The 25,482-nt window shown below is 48.9% G+C and carries 21 protein-coding genes and 1 pseudogene; 9 read left to right on the plus strand and 13 right to left on the minus strand.

The features are described from left to right. From N836_RS0138630 to N836_RS58595, 3 genes and pseudogenes are all read left to right on the plus strand, one after another. Window positions 1-345 (plus strand): annotated as a pseudogene (locus tag N836_RS0138630) (Uma2 family endonuclease); the annotation flags it as partial. Continuing rightward, on the plus strand, window positions 342-842 hold the full coding sequence (locus tag N836_RS58590; RefSeq protein WP_023074146.1) for a helix-turn-helix domain-containing protein: 501 nt from the start codon (window positions 342-344) through the stop codon (window positions 840-842). The pseudogene N836_RS0138630 and the gene N836_RS58590, both read left to right, overlap by 4 nt. Window positions 843-942: 100 nt before the next feature. Continuing rightward, entirely contained in the window at window positions 943-1,188 is a 246-nt protein-coding gene (locus tag N836_RS58595; protein ID WP_023074147.1) for a hypothetical protein, read from the plus strand. Window positions 1,189-1,294: 106 nt separating this feature from the next. On the opposite strand, the gene N836_RS58600 is transcribed toward N836_RS58595, so the two are convergent. Together N836_RS58600 and N836_RS58605 are read right to left on the minus strand one after the other, a co-directional pair. Beyond that, window positions 1,295-3,319, minus strand: coding sequence for a S41 family peptidase (locus N836_RS58600; RefSeq protein WP_023074148.1), 2,025 nt, complete (start codon window positions 3,317-3,319; stop codon window positions 1,295-1,297). 418 nt (window positions 3,320-3,737) lie between these two features. Then, on the minus strand, window positions 3,738-4,571 hold the full coding sequence (locus tag N836_RS58605; protein ID WP_023074149.1) for a class I SAM-dependent methyltransferase: 834 nt from the start codon (window positions 4,569-4,571) through the stop codon (window positions 3,738-3,740). A gap of 32 nt (window positions 4,572-4,603) precedes the next feature. Here N836_RS58605 and N836_RS0138635 point away from each other — a divergent pair, with 32 nt between their 5' ends. Continuing rightward, a complete protein-coding gene (locus N836_RS0138635) occupies window positions 4,604-6,292 on the plus strand; it encodes a TAXI family TRAP transporter solute-binding subunit (protein WP_023074150.1) in 1,689 nt (562 codons plus the stop codon). A 190-nt stretch (window positions 6,293-6,482) separates the two neighbouring features. Here the strand turns inward: N836_RS0138635 and phnE are convergent, their stop codons facing one another. From phnE to N836_RS58625, 4 genes are all read right to left on the minus strand, one after another. Beyond that, window positions 6,483-7,298, minus strand: coding sequence for a phosphonate ABC transporter, permease protein PhnE (gene phnE, locus N836_RS58610; protein WP_023074151.1), 816 nt, complete (start codon window positions 7,296-7,298; stop codon window positions 6,483-6,485). 14 nt (window positions 7,299-7,312) lie between these two features. Next, window positions 7,313-8,161, minus strand: coding sequence for a phosphate/phosphite/phosphonate ABC transporter substrate-binding protein (phnD, locus tag N836_RS58615; protein ID WP_023074152.1), 849 nt, complete (start codon window positions 8,159-8,161; stop codon window positions 7,313-7,315). A gap of 108 nt (window positions 8,162-8,269) precedes the next feature. After that, the gene (phnC, locus tag N836_RS58620) at window positions 8,270-9,052 is read right to left on the minus strand and encodes a phosphonate ABC transporter ATP-binding protein (RefSeq protein ID WP_023074153.1); all 783 of its coding nucleotides are present in this window, start codon (window positions 9,050-9,052) and stop codon (window positions 8,270-8,272) included. Window positions 9,053-9,199: 147 nt separating this feature from the next. Next, on the minus strand, window positions 9,200-10,357 hold the full coding sequence (locus tag N836_RS58625) for an alpha/beta fold hydrolase (RefSeq protein WP_023074154.1): 1,158 nt from the start codon (window positions 10,355-10,357) through the stop codon (window positions 9,200-9,202). Window positions 10,358-10,420: 63 nt separating this feature from the next. Here N836_RS58625 and N836_RS58630 point away from each other — a divergent pair, with 63 nt between their 5' ends. Beyond that, window positions 10,421-11,305, plus strand: coding sequence for a LysR substrate-binding domain-containing protein (locus N836_RS58630; protein ID WP_023074155.1), 885 nt, complete (start codon window positions 10,421-10,423; stop codon window positions 11,303-11,305). A gap of 73 nt (window positions 11,306-11,378) precedes the next feature. Here N836_RS58630 and N836_RS58635 read toward each other — a convergent pair whose 3' ends face one another. The 3 genes from N836_RS58635 to N836_RS58645 all read right to left on the minus strand — a co-directional run bounded on the left by N836_RS58635 (window position 11,379) and on the right by N836_RS58645 (window position 12,504). Then, window positions 11,379-11,582 carry a hypothetical protein gene (locus N836_RS58635; protein ID WP_023074156.1) on the minus strand — a complete coding sequence of 68 codons (204 nt, stop codon included), beginning with the start codon at window positions 11,580-11,582 and terminating at the stop codon, window positions 11,379-11,381. Between the two features lie 43 nt (window positions 11,583-11,625). Beyond that, a complete protein-coding gene (locus N836_RS58640) occupies window positions 11,626-11,931 on the minus strand; it encodes a hypothetical protein (protein WP_023074157.1) in 306 nt (101 codons plus the stop codon). 153 nt (window positions 11,932-12,084) lie between these two features. Beyond that, window positions 12,085-12,504 carry a hypothetical protein gene (locus tag N836_RS58645; RefSeq protein WP_152532203.1) on the minus strand — a complete coding sequence of 140 codons (420 nt, stop codon included), beginning with the start codon at window positions 12,502-12,504 and terminating at the stop codon, window positions 12,085-12,087. A gap of 385 nt (window positions 12,505-12,889) precedes the next feature. On the opposite strand from N836_RS58645, the gene N836_RS58650 reads away from it, so the two are divergent. Beyond that, complete coding sequence (locus N836_RS58650) at window positions 12,890-16,705, plus strand: NB-ARC domain-containing protein (protein WP_023074159.1); 3,816 nt, start codon at window positions 12,890-12,892, stop codon at window positions 16,703-16,705. A gap of 53 nt (window positions 16,706-16,758) precedes the next feature. Next, complete coding sequence (locus N836_RS58655; protein ID WP_023074160.1) at window positions 16,759-17,811, plus strand: acyl-CoA dehydrogenase; 1,053 nt, start codon at window positions 16,759-16,761, stop codon at window positions 17,809-17,811. Window positions 17,812-17,913: 102 nt separating this feature from the next. On the opposite strand, the gene N836_RS58660 is transcribed toward N836_RS58655, so the two are convergent. From N836_RS58660 to N836_RS58675, 4 genes are all read right to left on the minus strand, one after another. Next, window positions 17,914-18,204 (minus strand): hypothetical protein, encoded by a 291-nt coding sequence (locus N836_RS58660; RefSeq protein WP_023074161.1) that lies wholly within the window; start codon window positions 18,202-18,204, stop codon window positions 17,914-17,916. A gap of 210 nt (window positions 18,205-18,414) precedes the next feature. After that, window positions 18,415-20,583, minus strand: a complete 2,169-nt coding sequence (locus N836_RS58665; RefSeq protein ID WP_023074162.1) for a heavy metal translocating P-type ATPase — start codon at window positions 20,581-20,583, stop codon at window positions 18,415-18,417. 6 nt (window positions 20,584-20,589) lie between these two features. Beyond that, a complete protein-coding gene (locus tag N836_RS58670; RefSeq protein ID WP_023074163.1) occupies window positions 20,590-21,147 on the minus strand; it encodes an HMA2 domain-containing protein in 558 nt (185 codons plus the stop codon). Between the two features lie 68 nt (window positions 21,148-21,215). Further along, a complete protein-coding gene (locus tag N836_RS58675) occupies window positions 21,216-21,533 on the minus strand; it encodes a DUF5132 domain-containing protein (RefSeq protein WP_023074164.1) in 318 nt (105 codons plus the stop codon). Window positions 21,534-22,422: 889 nt separating this feature from the next. Between N836_RS58675 and N836_RS58680 the strand changes: the two genes are divergently transcribed. Together N836_RS58680 and feoB are read left to right on the plus strand one after the other, a co-directional pair. Next, window positions 22,423-23,109, plus strand: a complete 687-nt coding sequence (locus tag N836_RS58680; RefSeq protein WP_023074165.1) for a FeoA family protein — start codon at window positions 22,423-22,425, stop codon at window positions 23,107-23,109. Beyond that, window positions 23,102-25,435: a Fe(2+) transporter permease subunit FeoB gene (gene feoB, locus N836_RS58685; protein ID WP_023074166.1), complete on the plus strand. Its 2,334-nt coding sequence runs from the start codon at window positions 23,102-23,104 to the stop codon at window positions 25,433-25,435. The genes N836_RS58680 and feoB overlap by 8 nt, the downstream gene beginning before the upstream one ends. Window positions 25,436-25,482: the final 47 nt, after the last annotated feature.

Below are 25,482 nucleotides of genomic sequence, written 5' to 3' on the forward strand. Positions count from 1 at the left end.
CCCCACCTCGCCTCCTCCCACCTCAAAAAGGCCGAACTAATCAAAGGAGTTGTCTACATGCCCGCTGCCCGGCGCTTCAAAAGTCATGGTCAACCCCATGGGCAGCTAATCACCTGGTTTGGCGTATATGCCAGCCTTACCCCCGGTGTCGCTCTTGACGATGCACCCACCGTACGCCTCGACTTCGACAACGAACCCCAACCCGATGCAGTTTTAATGATCGAAGAACACTGTGGGGGGCAGGCTCGCCTCAGCAATGTTCTCACCAATCTACAACAGGGACTAACCTCACCCGAACATAAAACCTTTGTTCAGAAACTTGTTAAAGATAACCCTTCTCAATGAGTATCAAGCCTGGTAGCAAATACTATCCACTGTTTGAGCATTTACAAAAATGTGGAGAGGAAGAAACTATGCTCACATTTGCAGAAATTGAAACAGTATTGGATGACTCACTGCCAGTGTCAGCATTGAATAAGAAAAATTGGTGGAGCAATCGCGATAGTGCTAGTGCGCTACAAGCAAAAGCCTGGGTGAGTGCAGGCTATCATGTTAAAACTGTTGATCTAACTAAGCAAACAGCTGTCTTTTGTAAATTTCAAGCAGCGTATAACATTCAAAAAAAAGATGGTGCGGTGATTTGGCAACAGGATGCTATTAAAGCCCTGCGTAAACATATGAGCCTGACGCAGGCTCAATTTGCACAAGAGCTGGGCGTTCGTCGGCAAACCGTCAGTGAATGGGAAAATGGCGTTTACGATCCCGATCGCTCAACGACAAAATTCTTAGAACTGATTGCTAAACAAACCAAGTTTCAAGCAATACAGCCAGAACAACAATAATGTATTGACTAATGTCCGGTCAGCGGCCATAATAAATTATGCGATCAGGTGTACTCCTGACGTCAGTTTTTAACCACAATCATTTCGGAGACTCAAGCTTATGCTAACCGATCCAACCCAGGGTGCTACTGCGCCCACAGTTCCGCCTGCCCCAGAGCCTTTGCCCGAACATCAGTTTGAAACTGTTCGTCATATGCTATTTGGTACCCTGATAGGGGTACAGCTCACGATCCAAGAGCTGCACAGTAAGCACTATGCAGAACCTAATGATTGGAGTAAGCCCATCTCGACCGGGCGACCTAATGAGGTGATGGCGATTTTGACCAAGAAAGTGAGAGTGGCTTAGAAGAGCAGATTCTGCAGATAGCTCCCCTGAGAACTATCTGCCGAGGAGTATGTTACTGACAATAGAGCATACTCCTCTGTTTTATATAGCCTCTAAGCAACAGAGACTAAAGGTCTAACATCCTGGATGCCGCGTATTCATTCGCGTTGAAACCTGCCAACTCTAAGAGCATTGCTCCAGCTGGCAGAGAGACTTCAATGGACTGAATACCGTCTGTCACTTCGAAACTCTCAATCGGACGACCATCAACATAGACGTCAACACGGGTCAGCCCCAGGGTTTCTACTTGCAGGGTAAGTGTGTTTTGATTTAGCGTAGTTGTCACATTTAGCCTACGTACAGGCATCCCTGAGAGCATCTCTCCAGCCTTGTTAAGGAGGTCGATATTGCCTAATAGCAAATCATTTTTTGTCATGTGATAGCGAGAATCTGGTGTGATCCCTAAATCCTCAACCGGGGTACCTGCTTGTTTGCCAACCCGGAGGGTACGGCGGATGGCAACCCGCATATTAGCCCCATTGGGTAAGTTCTCATAAGGGATTTCATCGTCTGGTGGACTAGGCAAGCGCAATAATGCTTGCAATAGACCATGGGTCCAAACATTTGCACCGCCCGCTCCTGTATTATCATCGACGCCAAGTACATGACCAATTTCATGGTCTTGGAAGCCCGCTGCAAAAATATCGGTTGCACTGTAACAACGGGCATCGGTGATCAGTACTACGGGGCCGTGATATCTCTGGCCTATTTGATTAGCAAAATCAACAGGTGTAATGGGAAAACCACCTGAGTAGACAGCACCTGTTTGTACTGAACGACGAATGGACGGTACCCAAGCTCCAAGGTCAATCTGACCGGTAGGGTTGGTTTCATGTCGCTGACAAATACGTAGGTTGAGGGACGTATTAACAAACTGAGTGGGCTGTGGTGCTATATCGACGGGTGTTAGCACCTGTAGCAGACCTTCACTGGCCCAAATATGACCTCCACCATTGCCCCGGACATCCAGAATTAAACCATCCTGCGGTAGTAATTCAACAAGCCGAATAAACTCATGAATAAATGCCCCAGGATCATTCACACTAAACGTAAAAATCCGAATGTGTCCAAATTCTCCAAATGCTGTATTCACGCTCTTTGCGTGAAAAACACTAGTCATTGTAGTTGGCACTGTCTGCCCGGCAGCAGCTTTTTGGGTAGATAGCTTGGTTTCTTTTGTCTCTGCTGCCAGCACTTCTGGCGCAAACAGCATTTTCTTTGTTTCTTGAGTGATATGAGCTTCCAAGTCAATCCCTTGAGAAGCTGCGCTTGTACTCAATGAATCTGCATCAGCTTCAACAAACGTTGGTAGGGAAGACGCAACAACCCAATCTTGCTTAATTTCACGTTCAACACCATCAAGATCGGTGTAACCAATCACAACCCACAGTGCGTCTGGTGGCAATGAACGTACCAAAGGACGAATAGTGAGGCCATCAATTCCACGAACATGACGGGCTGCGAAATTACTGCCTGCATGTAAATCTCCAGATAATTCGATGGCACGACCAATCGGCACCCCATTCCAAAGTTTGATTTCGACACCTGTTTTAAAGTGTGGATGCGAGAATCCTTGAACAAAATGAGTGGCAATATAGTGTGGCTCACCGTTTTCAAAATATTCTTCAATCTGGAAGGGTAAGAAAGCGATCTTGCCTGCAAATGGAAAAGGTAAAAGATAGTTTGTATGTAGATCTCGAACAGAGTTGAAAATATCTAATATTTCACTGTGAAATGTCAGCTCACTCTCTAATTCGGCATCTGTTTCTTGTTCAAGACGATGTTTGATTAGACGCAGTTTTTGAATAGGATTGACCCCATGCATCGATTCTTTTAAAGGCAAATGAACAAAGTTGTCCTCAAAAAGAATAAGAGCTTGTTCAACGATTTGTTTGCGTTTATCGAGACTTAAGTCACCAGCCGTCTCAAGAAAAGTTTTTAAGTCAGTTGCATCAGCTAACTGTTGTTTGATAGCAGGATGAACACTATTTAAAAAAGTAAGACCAATCTTTTCTTGATCATAGCCATTTAGTTTGGAGCTTCTTGTGGCTGACGTAATTCTTTTTGCTCGTTTTGTATCTAGTCGCACCATGATTTTTCTCCCACGGCATTATATATTACGGTTGACAGACATCTTTGGGCAGAGTGTCTGTGTAGAGTGTCTACAATTCGCGCAATCGTTGACTATTCGGCTTCTGAAAAACACTTTCTATTGGCTTGTATGTTTGTCTAAGCCCCTCAGCATAAGCTTGAAAACTTACTAAAAATTGGGCTGGCTAGTCAGTTTTTAGAGAAAACGATCATCTAGATCCCCAGCATGAAAACCTAGGCAAGAAAACTCTGCCTAAGCTCCAAAATCGTGACGATTAGATCGTAAAGTTGACAATTCAATCTAAGAACTTAAGTATAGTCACCATTTTTAAGTTCGCTTTGATCTATTTAAAGTTTATTCATCATTCCGTCTTAAATGTTGATGCTTTAGTGCTGGTTGCGATCGCTAATAATGGCCTTTAATCCATGCGTACTACAGCCTTTGATCCGATTACTAACATCCCCGGACATGGAATGCTCTTTTTCCCATCTCGTATATAGGCCATCGTTTCGGTAACTAACCCAGCTCGAATTTGTGCCTGAACTGCTGGTGTTTGCCGTTCATAGAGCATTCGTGTCCGCACTGACCCTTTTACAATAAACTCCACCATTGTCTCTGGGCCTTGCAAAGGCCATCGGAGATCTAGAGTCTGAGTGTAAATATCTTTGAAGCCTGCCTGGGTCATCATCGGTTCTCGAATGGTTGGATTTGCCAAAGCACTACTTGAAGGAGCTGGAGGTAGATCTACTTCCGGGTCAGCATAGATTTGACAGACTTTTTGGATGAGGCCAAAAAAATTGTTGTCTAGTTCTGATTCTGGCCAAACAGTAAATGTGAGAATACCATCAGATTTTAATACTCGGGCGCTCTCTTTTAGTACCTTTTGAGGATAGGCAAAGTGGGGAAAGCCAAAACTACACACAACAGCATCAAACCGCTCTGCCTCAAAGGGAAGATCGGATGCATCTCCTACTAAAAACGATGCTCCAACAGATACGCGCTTTTGAGCAATTTTGACCATCTTGGGTGAAATATCAAGACCAGTGACGGTTGCTCCTTGAGCAACAGCCTGTTTTGCCAGGTAACCCGTACCCGAGGCTAGTTCTAAAATATGTAGACCTTGTAAGCTGCCAAGACTATCCAAAATAGGCGTGACAGCTTGGCGAGTTGTTGGCAAATCGATGACATCGTAGGTTGCTGCATTACGTTGCCAGCCTTCTTGCTCATATTGGGCAAATGTTTTTGGGATCATAAAGAAGTTCTACTGGTAGGGCAGACTCGCCGATGGCTGGTCAAAATAGCCATAATAGACCCAATGTACAGCAGGTAATCTTGATGTCTCAGCCGGAAGCATCTGAAAAGCAGAACTTTCTTGATCGTCAGCTAGATCAGTTGCTCAAGCTATTAAACGACCGTCTGTTTAAGCCGCTGGACCAGCTAACGATTTTGCTGCGGCTATTTCTGGTGATGGCTCTGACGGTGTGGTTTGGCTTTACCACTGTCGACCTGTGGCATTCGGTCAGTTTTAATGTCATCCATCGGCCAATTTACCACGTCAACTTTGCTGTCGGTGGCTCTGGGGGAGAAAGCTATATTCTGGGTAAGGCGATTAAACAGGTGGTGGAAGACTATCATCCCAATATTCGCCTGGATTTGCTAGAAACCGTAGGCTCGGTCGATAACATCAACCGCTTAGAATCTGGAGAGGCGGATCTAATTACAGTCCAGTCCGACATTACCCCTGGCCCCAATGCTCAGACTGTGGCCACTCTTTATCGAGATCTATTTCAGCTGGTGGTACAGGACCAAACCGACATCGAACAGTTTACAGACCTTAAAGGGCAGCGGATTGGCGTACAGCGAGAGAGTGGGCAATTTCTATCATTTTTAGAAGTAGCCAGGCACTTTAGCATGACGGTTGAAGACTTTGACTTTGTTGGGGTGGATGATGATGAAGCAGCTGTCGCATTTGAGGCGAATCAGGTGGATGCAATTTTTCGGGTACGAGCCCCAGGCAACTGGATAATTCAGGATCTGGTGCAATACCATCGTGGGCGATTGTTACCGATTGAGCAAGCTGCCGCGATGAAGATAAAACATCCGGCCTTTAAGGCTGCAACGATTCCTACGGGAACTTATCGCGGTAGTAATCCTACTGTTCCACCTGCTGATATCCCAACCGTGGGAGTCTATAAAATGTTATATGCCAGCAAACGGGCTAATAAGCAGGTGGTCCAAGCAATTGCGATCCTTTTAAAGGACCATCATCAAGAGATTTCGAGTGCTATTTCTAGGGATACTGTTGAGGTGAAACCTTTAGTTGCTAACATTGGTCGACCGAGCAGTAGTTTTGGTATTCCCATTCATCCTGGAGCTGTTGCGGCGTATAAACAACAACCCAAGTCATCGTTTATTACGAAGAATTTTGACTTTCTGGCATTATTGTTGTCTATTGTTGTACCCATTGCGTCCTGGATTTGGGAGTTGCGATCGCGTGCGGAAAAACGTGGTAAAAGCCTATGTGAAGGCTATATCGATGATGTGATCAAGGTGATGGATGATGACGATGAGTCGTCTCAACAACCCCTGGAAGAACGGCAGAAAAGACTTTATCAAATCTTTGATCGTGCGGCTAAACGGCTGGTGGACGAAGACATCTCCCAAGAAGCGTTTCGTACCTTTAATGAAGCCTATAAAACTGCTTGTGAGAAAATTGAACGAGATATTGACGCTAAGGCACAACACCGACAGTTAATTCAGCAGCATACAACAGCGCAGTATATGCAAGATTTGATGGTGATTCATCAGGCGGATAGCCTATCTTATGGGGATAGTTTGGGTCAGATAGAGGAGGTGCTGCAGCGAGTGTTGGACGATCTGGCGTGCGATCGCATTTCCCAGGAGTCCTTTGGCGTCTTTATGGAGGTTTACGACGCGATCAAAGAAGGGCTGAAACGGCGGTTGACTTTGTAAGAGTGGGCTTAGCTCGTTTGAGTACTCTTGATTGTCTAAACGATGCGGATATGTACTCTCTTGCGTAGGTCGCTCCATCCTCTAATTCAGTAACAACCAAAAACTTGCTCGATATCGAAGTGTATAACACAACTAGGAAGTCTTTTAGTTGGTATAGAGACCGTGCCTGTCCTGGGGGACTGGGGCCTTCTTACTCGACAAATTCCTTACGCAAATGGTTACTCAAGCTGTCTACCAGGGTCACTATCACCAGTACCACTATTAATAAGGCCGAGACTTGCTGGTACTGCAAAATGCGGAGGGCGCTGATAATTTCCAGCCCAATTCCCCCAGCTCCCACTGCTCCCAACACCATTGATGCCCGAAAGTTGTACTCCCATCGATAAAACGTAACATCGGCAATTTGGGGCAAGACCTGGGGCAGAATGCTGTGAACGATCACCTGGGGCTCGGTTGCGCCTGCTGAGCGGGCTGCTTCTACCGGGGCTCGGTCACTGAGTTCGATGGCTTCAGCAAAGAACTTACCCACCATACCCACCGAATGCAGACCTAGGGCCAATGTGCCGGGCAGTTTGCCAAATCCCACAGCGGCTACCAAAATCATGCCTAAAATCAGTTCTGGAATGGCTCGGGCAACATTCAAAAGGGTGCGGGCAATGTGAAAAGCAACAGGATGCGGTGTTGTATTTCTGGCGGCCAATAAACAAAGGGGCAGGGAGAGACCAATGGCCATGGCTGTGCCAGCAACACTCATGGCCAGGGTGTCGACAATGGGTTCAATCCATTGAGAAAAGCGACTAAAATCAGGTGGTAGCATCTCTCCGAGCAGGGAAAAAGTCGCTGGAATGCCTGCCGCCATACGCTCGATATTTAACAGTTCGACCGCAACAAAACTGGCGATGATTACCCCCAGCAACAGCAGTGTCCTGCCTGTCTGTTGCACCCAGCTCCGTCGGTACTGTTGCAGAATAGGGTTGCATGGGGTCTGTTCTGGAGATTTATGCATAGTAGGCATGGTGGCTACTGCACAAATTCGCCTAAATCCAAACCTAGAACACTACCTGCCTGACGAATGCTGTCATAATCTGTATCTTCCATGGTTGCAAAACCGTCGGCCTTAAACGGTCCTAACACGGCTTGATCGTTTAGATCCAAAAATGCTGTGCGAATCTCTTGCTTTAGCTCTGGGGCCAAATCAGAGCGCATGGTCCAGGGATATTGGGGGATGGGGGTTGACTCTGCGATAATCGTCACCTTTGCCGGATCAATGGTGCCGGCTTCTACTAAGGATTCAAAAATAGGGCGACTCAGCCCACCAGCCTGGGCATTGCCATTTTGCACGGCCAGGGCGACAGCATCGTGGGCACCTAAAAAGACTGCCTGATAATTCTCTCCTGATTTTAGATTAGCCTTGGCTAATGCCAGTTCGGGAAACAAACGGCTGGAGGTAGAGGCTGGATCACCAAAGGCAACGGTTTTGCCTTCGATATCGGCAAACTCATCGATACCGGCATCTACATTGCCAATGATGACTGATGTGTAGGTGGTGGAGCCGTTTTTGAGCCGGGCAGCAAAGGGTTCTAACTCACTTTTGGTTTTGGCTAAAACATAGGACAGCGGTCCAAAATAGGCCAGGTCTAAGCGACCATTGCTGGCGGCTTCAATCATGGATGAGTAATCGGTGGTGACAATCAGCTCAATCTCTTTGTCCAGACTGTCTTCTAAATGCTGGGCCAGGCCCTGATTGTCCTGGATCACGGTAGCAGCATCTTCATCTGGCAATAGGGCAACAACTAATTTTGATGGGTTGGCTTTATCACCCGCCGATAGCTCTGAGCCACTGCATCCGACTAGGACCACAGCGCCCATTAAACAAATACTCCTGAACCCTTGTTTTAATTTGATGCTGACCATGATGTTTTACTCCAATAGTTAACGGTGCGATCGCACGCCCCACTCAGTTCCTTTACGGTACCGCTACTGTTGTCGGATCTGTACTGTTGTCGGATCTGTATAGATTTGGTCTAAAGTATGGCGGTCTAACACAGATGGTGGACCGTCAAATATAACCTGACCCTGGGCCAATCCAATGATGCGATCGCCATATGCCTGGGCAAACTCCACCTGGTGTAAGCTCACTAGGGCGGCGATGCCATCGGTCTTACAAATAGTCCGTAGCAAAGATAAGATTCTATGGGCACTGGTTGGATCTAAGCTAGCAATCGGTTCATCGGCCAGCATTAACTGGGGCTGTTGTGCTAGGGCACGGGCAATGCCAACGCGCTGTTTTTGACCACCGCTTAAGGCGTTTGCTGGGGTCAGGGCCTTAGCCAATAATCCCACCCGATCTAGACAATCGAGGGCAAGCTGCTGGTCGGTTTGGGGTAAGGGCAACAGACTACGCCAAAATGAATGGTACGCTAACCGTCCCATGAGGACGTTTTGTAAGGCGGAATGGCGTTCAATCAGCTGATGCTGTTGAAAAATCATGCCAGTGCGCTGACGATGTAGACGGAGTACCTGAGGTTTTGACAGCGGCCTCAGACCATCGACCACTATCCTGCCTTGGGTTGGCGGAGTCAGGTAGTTGATTGTGCGCAGTAAGGTCGATTTGCCAGCACCAGACGAGCCTAGCACCACTGCAAATTCACCGCGATTAAGCTGCAGGGATATGGACTTGAGTGCGGTGATACCGTTTGTATAGGTAACCCCCACATTGTCGAGTTCAGCGATCGCAGCTGCTTGCATCGGTTTTTGCATACCCTGTCTGGTGTGAACCCATTGTCTCAGCTAACAATACATTGATTTCCACGGGAGCTATAGCCCCGTAAACTATATCCTACATAGGATAGCAGCGCTGAGGGGGTGGCTAAAACGTAGCAGCCGGAAGCGACTTGAAAATATGGATTAGTCGATTAAGAATGCCAGAACTGTTTGCACAAACTGATGGCGTCCTCGCTCTGGGCGGTCGTTAAATAAGTAATGGGTGGCATCTGGAATTGTGACTATTTCGACTACTGGCGCATTGATCAAATCTGTTTCCAGCGCCGATAAATCTTCTGGGCGTGACCAAAAATCTAGCTCTCCCCGCAGGCCGAGAGTGGGTGTATAAATGTCTTCTGCGCTCCAATATCGATATCCTTGGGCCAGGTTAAAGCTTTCTTCTCGATAGGCTGTAGGGATACGGGCGCTGGGAGGTGTCCGCGTCTTACTAGTTGGATCTAGCTCAACGGCTCTACGGGCATAGGCATCAGCTACGGCTGGGTCTCGCCACTGAGTTTTGTCATCCACCGGAATTGAATGATCCCATCCGCGCAAAAAGCCGTCGTAGTCAACCAGGCGATAGGCTCCGCCATCGGGGTTAAACCTGCCGGGATGATCAGGATCTTCAAAGCGCTCGGTTAGGGGCCAGGGGGCATTTACACCATAAAGGCTGTTGAGCATTACCAGATGGCTGATGGCCTCATTGTTCTGGCTGGTGTACAGGCCAGCCCAGTGGCCACCCGTGGCCCAACCGACTAGGGCAACTTGGGATTGAGCGGTGCGATCGCGTATCCAGCCCACCACAGCACCAATATCGCGTACGGCTGCCTCAGAGGTGACCAGGGGAGGATTGTTGGCTGCCGGTTCATCCAGACCCTCGGGGCGAGTTGAAGACTCCCACCCGCGTACATTCATCACATAAACAGAATGACCTGCCTGGGCAAAGTTAGCGGCCAGAGAATAGCCTGGCACCTCCAGGTCAAAGGATGCCAGACCACCAGGGCCACCCCCATGAATTAACAGGATGGGGACACCAGCGGCTTCTGACTGAGACCCAACCTCTCGGACAAAAATTTCAATCCCCGGATCGCTCTCAATTCGAAAATCCTGACGAGATATCCTAGCCGTCGAGATCGGCACTTCAGCCAGTGTTGATGAGATTGGAGCCATGCCATTGGCTGCGTTAAGGCCAGTCCCCAGGGTTAGCAGACCTACAGTCCCCAGGTACATCACCATACGGCCTAGTGTTTGCTCACGTTGCATAGCCATTGAATCCCCCATGCGCTCTCTATTTGTCACCATAGAAAAAGCTCATATGAACGTCCAACACATATTGAGTTCATAGTTCACACCTAAAAGGTTCAAATGGAGTTACGCCATCTGCGCTACTTTTTAGCAGTTGCCGAAGAGCTGCATTTTGGGCGGGCGGCCCAGCGGTTGCACATCGCTCAACAGCCCCTGAGTCGGCAAATTCGTAATCTGGAAGATGAATTGGGCATTCTGCTTTTTCATCGCACCAAGCGTAGGATTCGGCTGACGCAGGCGGGTCAGGTATTTTTGCAAGAAACCCGAAAAACGCTGGCTCAGGCTGACCATGCGGTTGTTATGGCTCAGCGCGTAGGACAGGGAGTGGCAGGGCAGCTCTCCATTGGATTTACTGGCCCTATGCTCAATCGTATTTTGCCAACGGTGGTGCGTGAATTTAAACAGAGATTTCCAGAGATTCACCTCAGTCTCCAACGTCTGCCAACCAATGACCAGGTTAAGTCACTCCTTGCCGACGAGATTCACGTTGGTTTTTTACATCCGCCCATCGACGCATCTTTGCTTAAACAGACAGTGATTTACCAAGAGCCGATGATTGCCCTCTTGCCCGATTTTCATCCCCTGGCTAAAGACGCGCCTGCTCCCATCTCGATAAAATCTCTGGCAAATGAGTCGTTTATTCTGTTTCCTCGCCAGGTAGGACCAGTTTTATATGATGCCATTATTAGCTTTTGTCAGCAGGCAGACTTTAGCCCCAACGTTGTCCAGGAGGCATTTCCACAACAAACGATTATGGGATTGGTGGCTGCAGGTCTTGGTGTGTCATTGATTCATGCTTCCATTCAGCAGATACACCAACCAGGTGTGGTTGCCAGACCTCTAATAGAACCCTCACCTGTGCTTGAATCAGCCGTTGCCTGGCGTTCAGATTTGCCCCATCCAGCCCTGACTCATTTTCTTGAGCTGGTTCAGGAGCTTTTCTGATGGTGATGAATGTTTGGACCAGAATAGTGGAGCGATTCCATGGAATCGCTCCACTATTCTGGTTGCCCTAAACTCACTTCTGTTCAGAATCAAATTGAGCCATCACCTTAAGCAATGAGGTCAATGAATCTATATCCAAGGTGATGGATGTTTTATCCTCCGCAGACGAACTGATCGCATCTAACTCGTGCTCTGACGACCTACGGCTGTTGCCGAGCAACTGCCAGGTGATAGCAACAAACAACAAGCAAAAAGTCACAATTGGAAATATAGCCATGGTTTTGCAGTAATGAACGTAGTATCTAACAGCTGGTCGCTCCTCAAATCGACTCCTTAAGGCAGGCGCAGGCAAATACCAGAAATGTAGTTGCCGCAAACAGTTTGAAGAGTGGTTTTACATTGAAATAAATCGCTGTTGCCACATCGTGGGAAACGGTCCACCCAGCAAACACTGTGACGAGAGAAACTCCCATAAAAAATAAAAACAACCAGCGAAATAGCTGAAACGCAATTTGAGTCACTAAGCTGTAAGGGCGACGTTGGCGAAATTGCTGGAAACGCCTATTGACAGGATGCTTCTGCTGTAATCGAGTCAGGATTACAGCTGGTCGAAACTTGATAAACATGGCATGTCCCCCGAGGTAATTTCGAACAAAAATATGGCCGAGGAAAGCACTACTGAGTACCTTCCTCGGCCTTAGAAATCTCTCCATAAACCGAGCCGCTTGAAATTGTTTTGAACTTACAGGTTGCCGATCTACGACATACCTATGATGGGATTAAAGATTCATCTTGGCTGGATCTAAATACAGCTGATAAGATGGCGCACCGTGAATTAAGAAGCGCTGCTGGTGGGTTTTCCGTTCCATCGTCAGGCTAATGGAGCCATAGCATGGACCCTGTTGACCCAAAATGGTATGTAGGAGTGTACCCAGCATCTGCCAAAGTTCTGGATTAATGTAGTCTTCCGGAAAATTGGGACCACTTCTTAGCAACTGTTGTACCTCATCTACGGTAACTTCGCAGAGATCGTAAACTGTATTCTTAACAACAATTTTGATGCACTGTTGATTGGCAGGACTAAACTCTATTTCCACATTGCCAAAGCCAGTATCTAAAACCGTTTGCCGAATACTCTGATCCACGGATGTCAGTACCTGATAAAGGCTCATGCGCCTAAAGTGTGAGCTATTAAACATGGATGCCCCCTTATGTGAGAAATATTTTTAAGTAGCTATCACTTGTGTGTAGCGTTTAACCTCACATAAGATAAATTAGCGATAAACCAGGAAGCTGTCAATCATAAGGTCGGCCTTAGCTTTTTTTCTAACAAAACAAAAAAAGCTGATGGTAGCTACTGGACAAGCCGTTAGCCTCACTTTAAAGCTCGCTAAACTGGAGGTTTTTGAAGTTATGTGAGGACTGCCTTTATTTAAAAATGATAACTTCAGGCTTGGTTTCTCACTCATGTGAGGTAGTCTAGCAAAGACGGTTAATGTCAACCCTCAGCTGTGTCTGGTCAATCGCGGTAGGTGTATGCCAGGCAGCATGAGTGCATGGTTCTGAACTTAAAATGTGGAGTTTATGGTGGAGCCCGACATCTCGGAAGAGTTTATGACTTCAGCCGCTAAGGCCTACGGAGTCACTGAGGCGGAAAAACAGGCATTAACCTTAGCGTTGGCTGGTCTATCTATGGCTGAGATCGCTCAGCGACTCAACATCAGTCATGCAGCGGTGCGTAAACGTCTGGGGGAGGTTTACCGCAAATTTGAGATTGAGCGGAAGGGGCCAGGAAAGCTGGCGATTCTGAGGCGCAAACTGCTGACAGCTCAGGCAGAGCGACCCCTGCAACATCAAAGCTATATTGATTTGGGCAATGCTCCCAAGGTCAACTCGTTTATTGGCCGTGAAAAGGAACTCCAAAATCTATGTCAGTGGATGCGTCGGGATCATTGTGACTTACTCGCCATTACCGGCATCGGTGGGATTGGCAAAACCGCTCTTGTGTTAGAGCTGATCAAGCAAGTAAAGTCTGAATTTGAGTTAGTAATTTGGCGATCGCTACGACAGTTTGATTCATTTCAGGCGCTGCTGGAGTCGTTGCCGGATAGTCCGATCAACGCCACCATTGCAGATCTGTTTGACCTCTTGGCACAAAAGCGTTGCCTGCTTGTTTTAGATCAGTTTGACCAGGTCTTTGGCACAGAGACTAATCCGACTAAAAAGTCTTCTCGACATCCACAGGCTGGTGTTTTGGACTCCCACGGGAACAAACACGAAGACTATCAATATTACCGCCAGCTATTACAAAAAGTGGGTAGCTCTCAACTGGAAAATTCACAACACAGCTGTGTCGTCATCACCAGTCGTGAAAAACCACGGGAATTGATTCCATTCGAAGGGGAACATGCCAGCGTACGCATTTTACCTCTAGCCGGGCTAGATTCTCAGGCAGCTCATCATCTTTTAAGTGATATCGGTCCGCTGCAGGGAAATGATGCTGACAAAACCCAGCTGATTGATAGTTATTCCGGTAATCCTTTGGCGCTCAAGTTAGCTACGGGCACTATTAAAGATCTGTTTGCCGGTCATATTCTACAGTTTTTAGACCAGCAACAGCTGGTGTTTGACGACCTACGGGATGTACTCAAAGAGCAGTTTAATCGCCTTTCTCTCCTAGAAAAAGAGACCATGTACTGGTTGGCCATTAACCGTCTGCCGGTAACGTTTGCCAGTTTGCAAGCTGATATTGTTGCTCTATCCCATAAACAAGATCTCGTCTCTACGCTACGTTCTTTAGAACATCGGTCATTGATTGAAATTAGGTCGGCAGGTGCAGAATTTACCCTACAGCCAACGGTGATGGAATATGTCACTCAACACCTGGTCAAACGGGTGGTGGATGAGCTGAGTTCCCTAGCTGACCAGCATATGGCTGAGGGGGGACTACTCAATGAACACTCTCTGCTCAAGGCCGATGCTGCACCCTCTGTGCGACAGCAACAAACAGAAAAGTTGTTGAAACCAGTGCTAGATGCCCTTAGACAAACCTATGGTAGCGCCATCGAAACTCAGAAAAAACTGGAAATCTTTTTGAATACCCACCATACTAATGCCGTTTATAAAACTGGTTATTTGGGGGGTAACTTAGTTAATCTGATGGCTCAACTCTCCAAAGAACTCAAAGCACGCAAAGATTTAAGTCATAAAGATTTTTCACACCTGGCGATCTGGCAAGCAGATTTGGAGGGGGTCACGCTTACCGGCACTAATTTTAACCACTGCAACTTAGAGAAATCTGTCTTTACCGAGATGCTCAGTGATGTGGTGTCAGTGGCGTTTACTAGTCAATCTGCTAGCTTTAATGCCCTTGCAGCACCCTATTTGGCCGCTGGAGACACCAATGGTCATATTCACATTTGGAATGCGCTGACCTATCAAAAACGCACGTACTGGCAGGGGCATCTAGGCTGGGTGCGTTCATTGGCCTTTAATCGGGACAACACCCTGATCGCCACGGGTGGAGATGATAGCAAATTAAGGCTTTGGCGGTTTCACCCGAGTCCTGATGAGCATCCTAGCCTCAACAATATCTCCTTAGTGTGGGAAAAGAACGGCTTTCCAGACTGGGTGCGTTCAGTGGCGTTTCACCCTGACCAGGAAATTGTTGCCTGCTGTAGTCATGCCACGACGTATCTATACGATGAACGGACAGGTCAGGAATTAGCGCGGTTACAAGAGCATGATATTGAACCAGCTACGCCGACTAGCAATGAAACGCTGCGATACATTACCTTTAGCCCCGATGGCAGTCGGATTGCCAGCTGTGGTGATGACACCAATGTCCGGGTTTGGGACTGGCAAGCTAGAAAACGACTTTTTATCTCATCGGCAGCCGTGGGACATAAAAACTGGGCTCGTGCGATCGCCTTCTCCCCCTGTGGCCGTTATTTAATCAGCAGTAGTGACGACCAAACCGTTCGAATTTGGGACCTTGACGCTCAAATCTGTGTTCGGATTTTAAGGGGACACACGGATCGGGTGCGCTCGGTTGCCGTCAGTCCGGACGGTGGCTATATGGTGAGTGGTAGCGACGATGGCACGGTGATTTTGTGGGATTTCCAGAAAATGACTCAAATTGGTAAATCCCAAATCCATGGAAGCCGAGTGTGGTCGGTTGCCTTTTACCAAGACAATCACCAGACCCTATTGGCCAGTGGTGGCGATGATCGTTCGGTGGTTTTATCCAAGGTATCTCCCAGACAGAATAGACCGATGCCTCCGATTGAGCCCATCAAAATCTTGCGGGGCTTTGCCATGGGCACTCGGTCGGTTGCTGTGCTCCCACGCTCTGCCCATGAGTCCGAGCTGGATTTAATTGTGAGTGGGGGGAATGATTGGCGGATTAAGTTATGGCAGTGCTCCCAAGGAGATCCCAATACTCCGATCCGAGACTTAGCGGGGCATACGGGCCGAGTGTGGAGTGTGGCCGCCCACCAAGGCTGGGTGGCCAGCGCCAGTGACGACAGTACGGTTCGGATTTGGAATCTTGAGAATAGCTCCTGTGTCAAGGTGCTGACAGCGCATCAGCACTGGGTGCGCACGGTTACGTTTAATCCTAGCGGTACGATGTTGGCCAGTGGTGGCGATGATACGCAAATCCATCTCTGGCAGTTACCGACGGGGATAAAGTTGCATACCTTTGATCAGCACCAACATTGGATTCGAACCTTGGCGTTTAGCCCGGATGGTCGGTATTTAGCTAGCGGTGGCGATGATAAAGCGATTTATCTCTGGGATGTGATCAAAGGCCAGTCGATTCGTAAATTTAAGCAGCGGCATCAGCATCGGATTCGGTCAGTGGCCTTTAGACCTGCCCACAGTTCTCAGCCTGCTCACCCGTTACTGTTAGCCAGCGGTAGCGATGATGGCAAGGTGATTATTTGGGATGTGGAGACGGGGGAATGTCTGCATTGTTTTGAGGAGCAACATCGCACAGCTGGTGTGAAATCTGTTGCCTTTAGTCCAGATGGTTGTTGGATGGCGACTGGCAGTGACGACCATTTGATTTATGTATGGGAGACTCGGACGGCTGACCCGAAAACCTGGAAGGTAAAACAACTGGCGATGCCAATGACCATTGGTCAACCGCTGGGGATTCAATCCCTGGTGTTTATGTCGGATAGTTGTAATTTGGTGAGCTGCGATCGCAGTGGTGCGATCCACATCATCAACATCATTGACGAAACCCGCCGCCAAATCAAACCCCAACGTCCCTACGAAAACATGCAAATCAAGGGCATCACCGGCATTGATCCAGTGCAGCGAGTCAGCCTTAAAGATTTAGGAGCCGTTGATGCTGAAGACCTGAATCTCAGTCTGACCCAGCAACATGATTGAGGCGTCTGGCTGCAGCCGCTACATTGGAGTATGACCCTGTTATTTCTGCCTCAATGAGCCCATCTGTTGTTACCCATCCGGCTGTTCAGACCTTATTGCAAACGTTGATTGCTCCCCAGGCGGCTCAGTTAGATCGGGAGCCAATGTCGTTGCACCGGGCATTTCAAGCATTAGGGAGCCATGGATGCTTAGGGCTGAAGGCATCAAAAGAGTGGGGTGGCCAAGCTTGGGAGGCTCAAGCAATCTACGAATTTACTGAACAGTTAGCCCGCTACTCGGGAGCGCTGGTGTTTTTGCAAAGCCAGCATCAGCGGTGTGTTCAGGAGTTGTCGAATTCTGACAACCTGGAGCTAAAACAAAAGTATTTGCGGGCTGCGATCTCAGGTCGCATCGGTCTGGGTGTGGGTTTCTCTCACTTACGCCGTAAACAACAGCCTGTCATGGCCCAGGAGACTGCTGGCGGCTATGTCTTTAACGGTATGGTGCCCTGGATTACTGGGTTTGGCATTTTTCAACACTGGATGTTGGCGGCACAGCTGCCGGATGGCCGGGCTGTGTTTGTCTTGGCTCCTTTTCATCCCGTAGAGACGGCCCTGACCTTTAGTGAACCCATGCAGCTAGCGGCATTAGCATCGACGCAAACCGTTACGGCCACATTACAAAACTGGTTGGCCCCCCAGGCACTGGTTTTGGATATTAAACCGCCTGGCTGGATTCAAACCGCTGATCGGGGCTATCCCCTCACCCACAACTGCTTTGCCCTGGGCTGCGCTCAGGGGGGGTTAGATATTTTAGCAAAGGCGCAGTCGTCGGCATTGCCTGCTATTGGTGAGACCTATAAACGACTCAGCAGTGAAGTGAACCAATGTCGAGAGGCCACCTACAGAACATTGGCCACCCCATCGGCGGAGAGACTGCGTTTGCGCGCCTGGGCCATTGACCTGGCAGTGCGGTGCGGCCATGGGGCCGTGATTGTATCGCGGGGAGCGGCTAACTTTAGCGACCACCCAGCCCAGCGAGTTTATCGTGAAGCCCTGGCGTTCTCGGTCTCAGGCCAGAGTAATCAAATGATGCACGCCAGTTTAACCCAGCTGGCAAGATTGTAGCTGCCAGGCGAGACGCGGGCTGAAATTTGTTAGGGCTGAGAACAAATGCCGTAAGCTCGTGACTTTGGAGAATGATAGGACATCCCTGATTGCCCCTGGTTTCTACGACTGGCGGGCCGCTGAGGTTGGTGCTTGATGTGCAGTCGTTGTTGCGGTTTGCCTGGATTGATTCACCCATTCCGTGAGAGTCATCTGGGGTCGATAGGAGTGGCTACTTTTAACCAGCTGCTTGGCAACCGGGCGCGATGCCTTAGCGATTGTTGGCAACAGTTTTGGCCCTAGTAACATCATGCCCAGGCCCAGCAAGGCCAGCTGATTGCTAGTATGACCATCTTCCAAAAATTCGCGCAGGTGAAAGGTTAGAACTGACTTTTCTAGATGAATAAGAGACATAGAACCCGGCTTGGCTGCATTTCAGATGAGACTTAAATCGAACTGGAACTTTGCTACTGATTGACAGGATAGTTAGGTTGAAAGACTCATGCCTTTGAACCGAGCTTTGTCCACACTCCCATGAGAATGTTTACCCTAATGCTGAGTATCTAGGTCTCATTTTATAGCGATTTTTAGCATTCATTGCATCTTTGCTCTGTGCTTATTGCCCTAACTGGCCATCCGCTGAGGATTGAGCTGATGCTGCAGCAGCGGTCTGAGGCTGTTTAATCCCGCAATAATCGCTGAGCCATTGTGAATGCCGGTGGCCAGCAGCGGGCTGAGACCGCGAGTTGTGGCAATCCCTAGCGCTGCTAAATTGGGCAGCACCACCAGGCCGATGTTTTGTTCAATCAGGCTGCGGGTTTGCCGTGCGATCGCAATTACCTCTAAAAAGTCTAACAAGTGGTTATCCATCAACACCACATCTGCCGTTTCACGCGCTACCTCAGCCCCTCGGGCAAAGGACACGGACACATCGGCATAGGCCAGGGCAATGGAATCATTCAAACCATCCCCGACAAAGGCAACCGTGTGGCCCGCCTTATGTAAATCTCGAACAATCTGTGCTTTTTGCTCAGGAAATGCTTCAGCATACACTTGCTGGCTTTCAATTCCTAGCTCTTGCGCCACCTGGGCGGCCCGTTGTGGGTTGTCTCCAGTTAATAAATAAAGGCTAATGCCGTACTCCTTTTGCAGCCGCTTCACTAACTCAGTACTTTCTGAACGTAGGGGATCGCTGTAGTGAATGGTGCCCTGAAACTGACCGTCACAGGCCACATAAATTAGTGAGTTAGTCGCTGTCTCTGGAGATGGAGAACAGATCGACCCCTGAATGTTGGACTGCCGCAGAAATCGTTCGCTACCTACCAAAACTTCATGCCCCTCAATCTGGGCTTTAATTCCTAAACCCACCTCATAGGACCAATGATCTCGGGTTAATACGGGAATCTGTTGGGTGAGGGCAAACTGCGTAATGGCCTCGGCTACCGGATGATTAAGCCGTTGTTCAGCCGTCGCGGCTAGCTGCAAAATTCTAGAAGCACTCAATCCGGCTGCTGGTTGGATGTCAACAACTGTGATTCTTCCCTGGGTTAAGGTGCCGGTTTTGTCAAAAACAATCGTGTCAACATTGGCTAGCTGTTCTAGCGTTCGCCCGCTGCGAATGAGTACACCGTGCCGAGTGGTATGGTTGAGGGCACTCAAAAAGGCCATGGGAATCGAAACGCGAATGCCCGTGACAAAATCCAGGGTCAAAATGGCGGCAGTGCGAGCCGTATCACGGGTTGTTAACAACACAATGCTGGCCAACAGCAGTGACGGTAGAATCAGCCGATCGGCCACCTGCTGAGCATAGTTGGCCATCCGCGTATCGTGGACCGGAGCCTGGCGTAGCAGTTCTAGACCGGCAGCGGCGCGGGTATTGTTCCCCACCCGTTTGGCCTGGATGTGCAGTTGACCGGAGCGCACCAGGGTGGAGGCGTAAACCTGGGTCCCGGTCTGGCTAGCAATGGGCATGGCTTCCCCGGTTAAACTTTGCTGGTCAATCACAGCATTTCCCTTGAGCACAACCCCATCCACTGGAATCTGTTCACCGGGGTAGACCACCACCGTTTGCCCTACCTGGACCTGACTGCTAGGAATTTGTCGAGGCGTGGTATCAGCGCTGTCTTTAACCCAGGCAAAGTGACCAATCGCATCTTCTAAATTGGCGGCTTGGACGGCTGTGGTCCGGGCTGTTTGCTCGCGGATGGCATCCCCGAGTTCGTGCAGGGTAAGCACCAGCGCCGGGGTGAGGAGTTTGCCCTGCCAGGCCCCCAGGCTCAGGGCCAGCAGGTCTAAACAGTCGATGTTAAATTTACGATCGCTGACTAAACTCTTGGCGGCTCGCTGGCCCACCGGATATACCGCAGCCAGTAGGGTGAGAATGGTTAGCGATCGCATCCCTGGCAACCAGGACAAACGACTGGCCAGGGATAGCCCCACGGCTAGTACCGGCAGCTTGAGACCATCCCAATCTCCCGTTGGTGGTTGAGCCGCTGCAGGCGGCGGCACCATGGCTGACGGATAGGCCGCTGGCAGACAATATTGTTGCTCAAGGGTCACCAACAGATGTTGGAGCGCGGTCTCTATTGCTGGAGAATAGCAGATGGCCATGGAGCGAGCGGCATGATTAATCCGCACTGACTGAATGCCAGCCGTTTGCTCGATGGCTGTCTGGAGTGCATTGGCAGGCACCAGGGCTGGAATCCGCAGCCGCACTCGTCCTGGGATGTGATGCACTACTTGCCAGGGGACTGTTGGAGCTATGGCATCAACCGGTAACTGGTGTTCGGTCATAGTGTTCTAGAGGACTGCATCGGCTGGTGTGGAGGTTTCGGTTTGTTTAGCCTGCTCCAAGATTTTCAATAGACGCAGCCCCAGGTCTAGTTCCGATAGCCCGCTGGCCGTATACTGAATCACCACTGAAGCCGCCGCCAGGTTGAGCCGCACCCCCGAGACAATCGGGTCAGCTAGGAGGGATGCTTCGAGCCGTTTGGCAAAATTGCGGTCTTCCTGGATTTGTGGAACGCGCAACCGAATGCGTCCTGGCACCGAGTGCAGAACTTTGTAGTCTTCATCGGTCTCAGCATTGCTAGCGCCGTTGGTACTGGCTGCTGCGCCATTGGTTTCCACTGGATTGACGACAGCCTCTTGCTTAAGCTGGTGCATGACCTGACGTGCGATCGCAGCAATGGTCAAATTGACAATCAAGGCGTTGGCACCACGTAACCGTAATCGGCTGGTGACAAACAATCCTGCCAAAACCGGTAGGATCAGAGCTACCTCACGATATTCATCCAAAAATTGCCCCAGCTGAGCCGTTGTACCCGATGCCGTTAAGGTCTGTGATTCATCAGCCATTATCAAACCTCTCCTTTAATTTTGGGCTGTACTGCGTATTGTGAGCATGGTGTTGTCAAGGGACACGTCTAATTCTCATTGGCAGCAGATTGAACTGGCCCAGCCTGGGTTACAGCCTTCAGTGAGTCGGTTCTAGCCTCTGCCTTAGCTTCCGCCGCAATATCCGCCAGAATCTCTCCTGTTTCAGCGATGGCCTGTTTGGTTTTCTCAAAGGCCGTCACTCCCGTTTTGATGGTGGCTTTTAGCACGGGCCGTAACACTGGCAGCACAATGGGGGTGAGGGCAACGGTGGCAACACCGATGGTAATCACCTGGCCTGTACTTAGGCCTGTGAGTTCTGTTACTCGTGCTCTTAAACCAACGTTTTGGGGTAGATGGGCTGCCATAGTATTTCTCTCCTTGTCCGGACTAATGTCAAGAAACTTTGTTCATAAAGGACTCCATGCATCAAAAGCCAAGTTGGCAACTTAAAAAAGACCTTGCTGAAAAAATATCTTTGATACATTTCGGATCTACTTTACTAGCCTATCAAGAATTTTCAAAGATTTTGATCAGTTTTTGTTGATCTCAACAAATTCAATTAAACAACAATTAACTTGTTAAACTACCTACTCTGGCCATTCTTAGCGAAAGAAAAAATCAATAATTAAGTGGCTTGTTTGATCACAGAAAAGCAGACAGGCAACAAAATCAAGAATCTCATTTGAGCTTGATGGCCTCTCTTGAAAATAGCTTCTACTATACTTCAGCGATGATTTACTTGATGATGGTGTTTACAGATTAAAACCTCAATTAATGAGATCAAATCACAGATGAAATTTAAAGATAAAATCCAGACAAAACTCAGTATTTAGATAGTTCAACTATGTTCATAGATGCAATGCCCAAAGCTATGGGCAAGTCGTCCCTACCGAGTTTAGAGATTTTTAAAGAGATATGGACGACATAAAAATATTCTCAAGAAATAAAAACAAATTTATTAAGAGAAAATTAAAAGCCCTGAGGTTACTTAGGTAATTCTACTAACTTAAGCTTAGGAGTGAATGTCAATAATATTTTGCGAACTGTTCTACGGAGCCTAGTCATACATGGCTATCGTCCGCAAAGTTTTTTGATAAGTCTCTCTGAAAACCTTGATTTTAAAGCGCTTCTGTGGTCCTTGGTCAAACAGAACTGAAGTCCACGATCAACATCCAAACCATGAGGACTATTAAGAGCAAACTATGAAATCCAAATTTATTGAGACTTAATTTCAACAAGGAGTCAGCGCGCCCTATGGACTACAGGCCCAGGCAACAACGTCATCGCCATGGTTGGTTCACCTTTTTAGGAGGATCACTGGAACAGCCAGATGTGCGTGAGGCAATGTCGGATAGTCAGGTGTTATCTCACACTGAGGCATCCACTTCCTTTCCCCTATCCCAGGCCCATGTTGGAGATCTGGTTTGGATAGTCGGCTTTACGGCTGGGCCAGAGGGAAGACAGCGATTGATCAGCATGGGGTTAAATCGTGGCACTGAGCTGGAGGTAATTAATCAAACCGCTGGTGGCTCGATTATGGTTGCCGTTGCCAATACCCGATTGGGCTTGGGCATCGATGTTGCCGACAAAATTTACGTTCGACAGTCGGTGATTCCGACCACATCTGATCCCTCCCGTGCTCAAGCAGATCTGAAAATCTCGTCTAGTCAACACGTTACTCAGGAGAAGTCAATGCATACACGCCTTCATCTACGCGACCTGCCGGTGGGTAGTCAAGGTCGCGTTACGGGGTATGACCAGGGGTCTGGTAGCTACCGTCAAAAGCTGCTGGCCATGGGGTTAGTCCCTGGCACCGAATTTACCATTACCCGTCAGGCTCCCTTGGGAGACCCAGTGGAATTAGAGGTGCGGGGATTTCATCTCAGTCTACGCAAAGTGGAAGCCGATACCTTGATTGTGGAGTCTATCGATCATGTCTAAGCGAACGATTTGTCTGATCGGTAATCCTAACTGTGGCAAAACGACGCTCTTTAATGAACTCACAGGCACCAATCAGCGAGTGGGCAACTGGCCCGGTGTGACTGTGGAACGCAAAGAGGGTTATTTTCAGTCTGAGAATTGGCAGATTACTCTGGTAGATTTGCCGGGAATCTATTCTTTGGATACGTTCGATGAGCAGTCGGGCCTAGATGAAACGGTGGCGCGCGATTATTTGCTCTCCAGTGCGGCTGATCTGGTGATCAATATTTTGGATGCTTCCAATCTGGAGCGTAATCTTTATCTGACCACTCAGATTATGGAGATGCGCTTACCCATGGTGGTGGTGCTCAACATGACTGATATGGCCCAGGATCGGGGTCTAAAGATTAATTCGACGATTTTATCGGAGCGGTTGGGCTGTCCAGTGGTGACTATGGTGGCCTCGCGGGGACAGGGGCTCCAGAATTTGACTCAGGTGTTGGATCGTGAGTTACATAATCCGGCGAAACCCCATCCCTATGTGGCCTATCCGCCTGTGGTCGAAGATGCGATCGCATCTCTGATGCCGCCAATTCTGGAGCGGGAGACCCAATCTCCCGCCGATGCTCGCTGGTTGGCCCTCAAGCTATTGGAACAAAACAACCAGGTAGCCCCCAGCTTAGGGGATCCTGTTCTGGTGAAGCTGGCCACTGAAAACCGCCGCAAAATCCGCCAGATACAGCAAGAGGACATTGATATTGTGCTCGCCGACAGCCGCTACGGCTGGATTCGACAGCTGGTATTGGGAGCGGCAGAACGCACCCACGAAGTGGACAGTACTACGTCCGACAAGTTAGACCGGATTGTTCTCAATCGCTGGTTCGGCATTCCCATTTTTCTGGGCATGATGTACCTGCTCTTTTTACTCACCATCAATGTGGGTGGGGCCTTTATCGATTTCTTTGACATCGCCGCAGGTACCATTTTTGTCGATGGTTTAGGGGAACTGCTGAGCCGCATGGGTCTACCCCAATGGCTGATTGTGGTGTTTGCCGATGGTATGGGGGGTGGTATTCAAACCGTTGCCACCTTTATTCCCATTATTGGTATTCTCTTTCTGTTTTTGGCCCTATTAGAAGATTCCGGCTACATGGCACGGGCTGCCTTTGTCATGGATCGCTTTATGCGATTTATCGGGCTGCCAGGTAAATCCTTTGTGCCGATGTTGATTGGCTTTGGCTGCAATGTCCCTGCGATTATGGCCACCCGCACCCTGGAAAGTAAACGCGATCGCTTGCTGACGATCATGATGAATCCGTTTATGTCCTGCGGTGCCCGTCTGCCGGTCTATGCCCTATTTGCTGCCGCCTTTTTCCCCATGGCTGGGCAGAACATAGTCTTTGGGCTGTATTTAATTGGCATTGCCATGGCCATTTTTACCGGGCTAATGCTTAAAAGTACCTTGTTAAGAGGGCAGGTCTCTCACTTTGTAATGGAGCTGCCCCCCTATCACCTACCAACGGTGAAGGGTGTATTGTTGCGGGCCTGGGAACGGCTGAAGAGCTTTATGTTCCGCGCCGGTAAAGTCATCGTCCTGATGGTGATGGTGTTGAGCATTTTGAATTCCATTGGCGTCGATGGCTCCTTTGGTAATGAAGATAGCGATCGCTCCATCCTCAGCGGCATCAGTCGCACCGTGACCCCGATCTTTGAGCCCTTTGGCATCCATCAAGACAACTGGCCTGCCACCGTTGGTATTTTTACCGGCGTGTTTGCGAAAGAAGCCGTTGTTGGTACCTTAGACTCAATCTATGGAGATTTAGGTGAACAAACCGCCAATGGAGCTGAAGTGGCCGATGAACCATTTGATTTTTGGGGAGGAATGGGTGAAGCCTTTGCTTCAATTCCCGCCAATCTGTCAGAAGTTCCAGGCATGCTGTTAGACCCGCTGGGTCTGAGCGTTGGTGACGTTAGTGAGCTGGAAACAGCGGCAACAGAACAGGAAGTCGGCATGGGCACATTTGGCGCGATGGTAGCTCGCTTTGACGGTAAGGTCGGCGCGTTTGCTTACCTGCTGTTTGTGTTGCTCTATTTCCCCTGCGTAGCGGCTATGGGGGCAGTTTACCGAGAAACCAACTGGGGTTGGACCGCCTTTGTGGGCGGCTGGACCACAGGTTTGGCCTATGCAACCGCCACCTTGTTTTACCAGTTGGGCACCTTTGCACAACATCCAGGTCAGTCTATCGCCTGGACTGCGATTATTGTCCTCGTGCTCGGTTTGACCTACGGGGGCTTAAAACTTGCCCGCCCCAGTCGTCAAGTCCATAAACAACAGATTGCCCATTAATCTGCTTCTAACCCCTTTAATTCTTTTAGAAAATAAGAGAATTAAAG

The sequence above is a fragment of the Leptolyngbya sp. Heron Island J genome, from assembly GCF_000482245.1.
Lineage (GTDB): Bacteria > Cyanobacteriota > Cyanobacteriia > Phormidesmidales > Phormidesmidaceae > Leptothoe.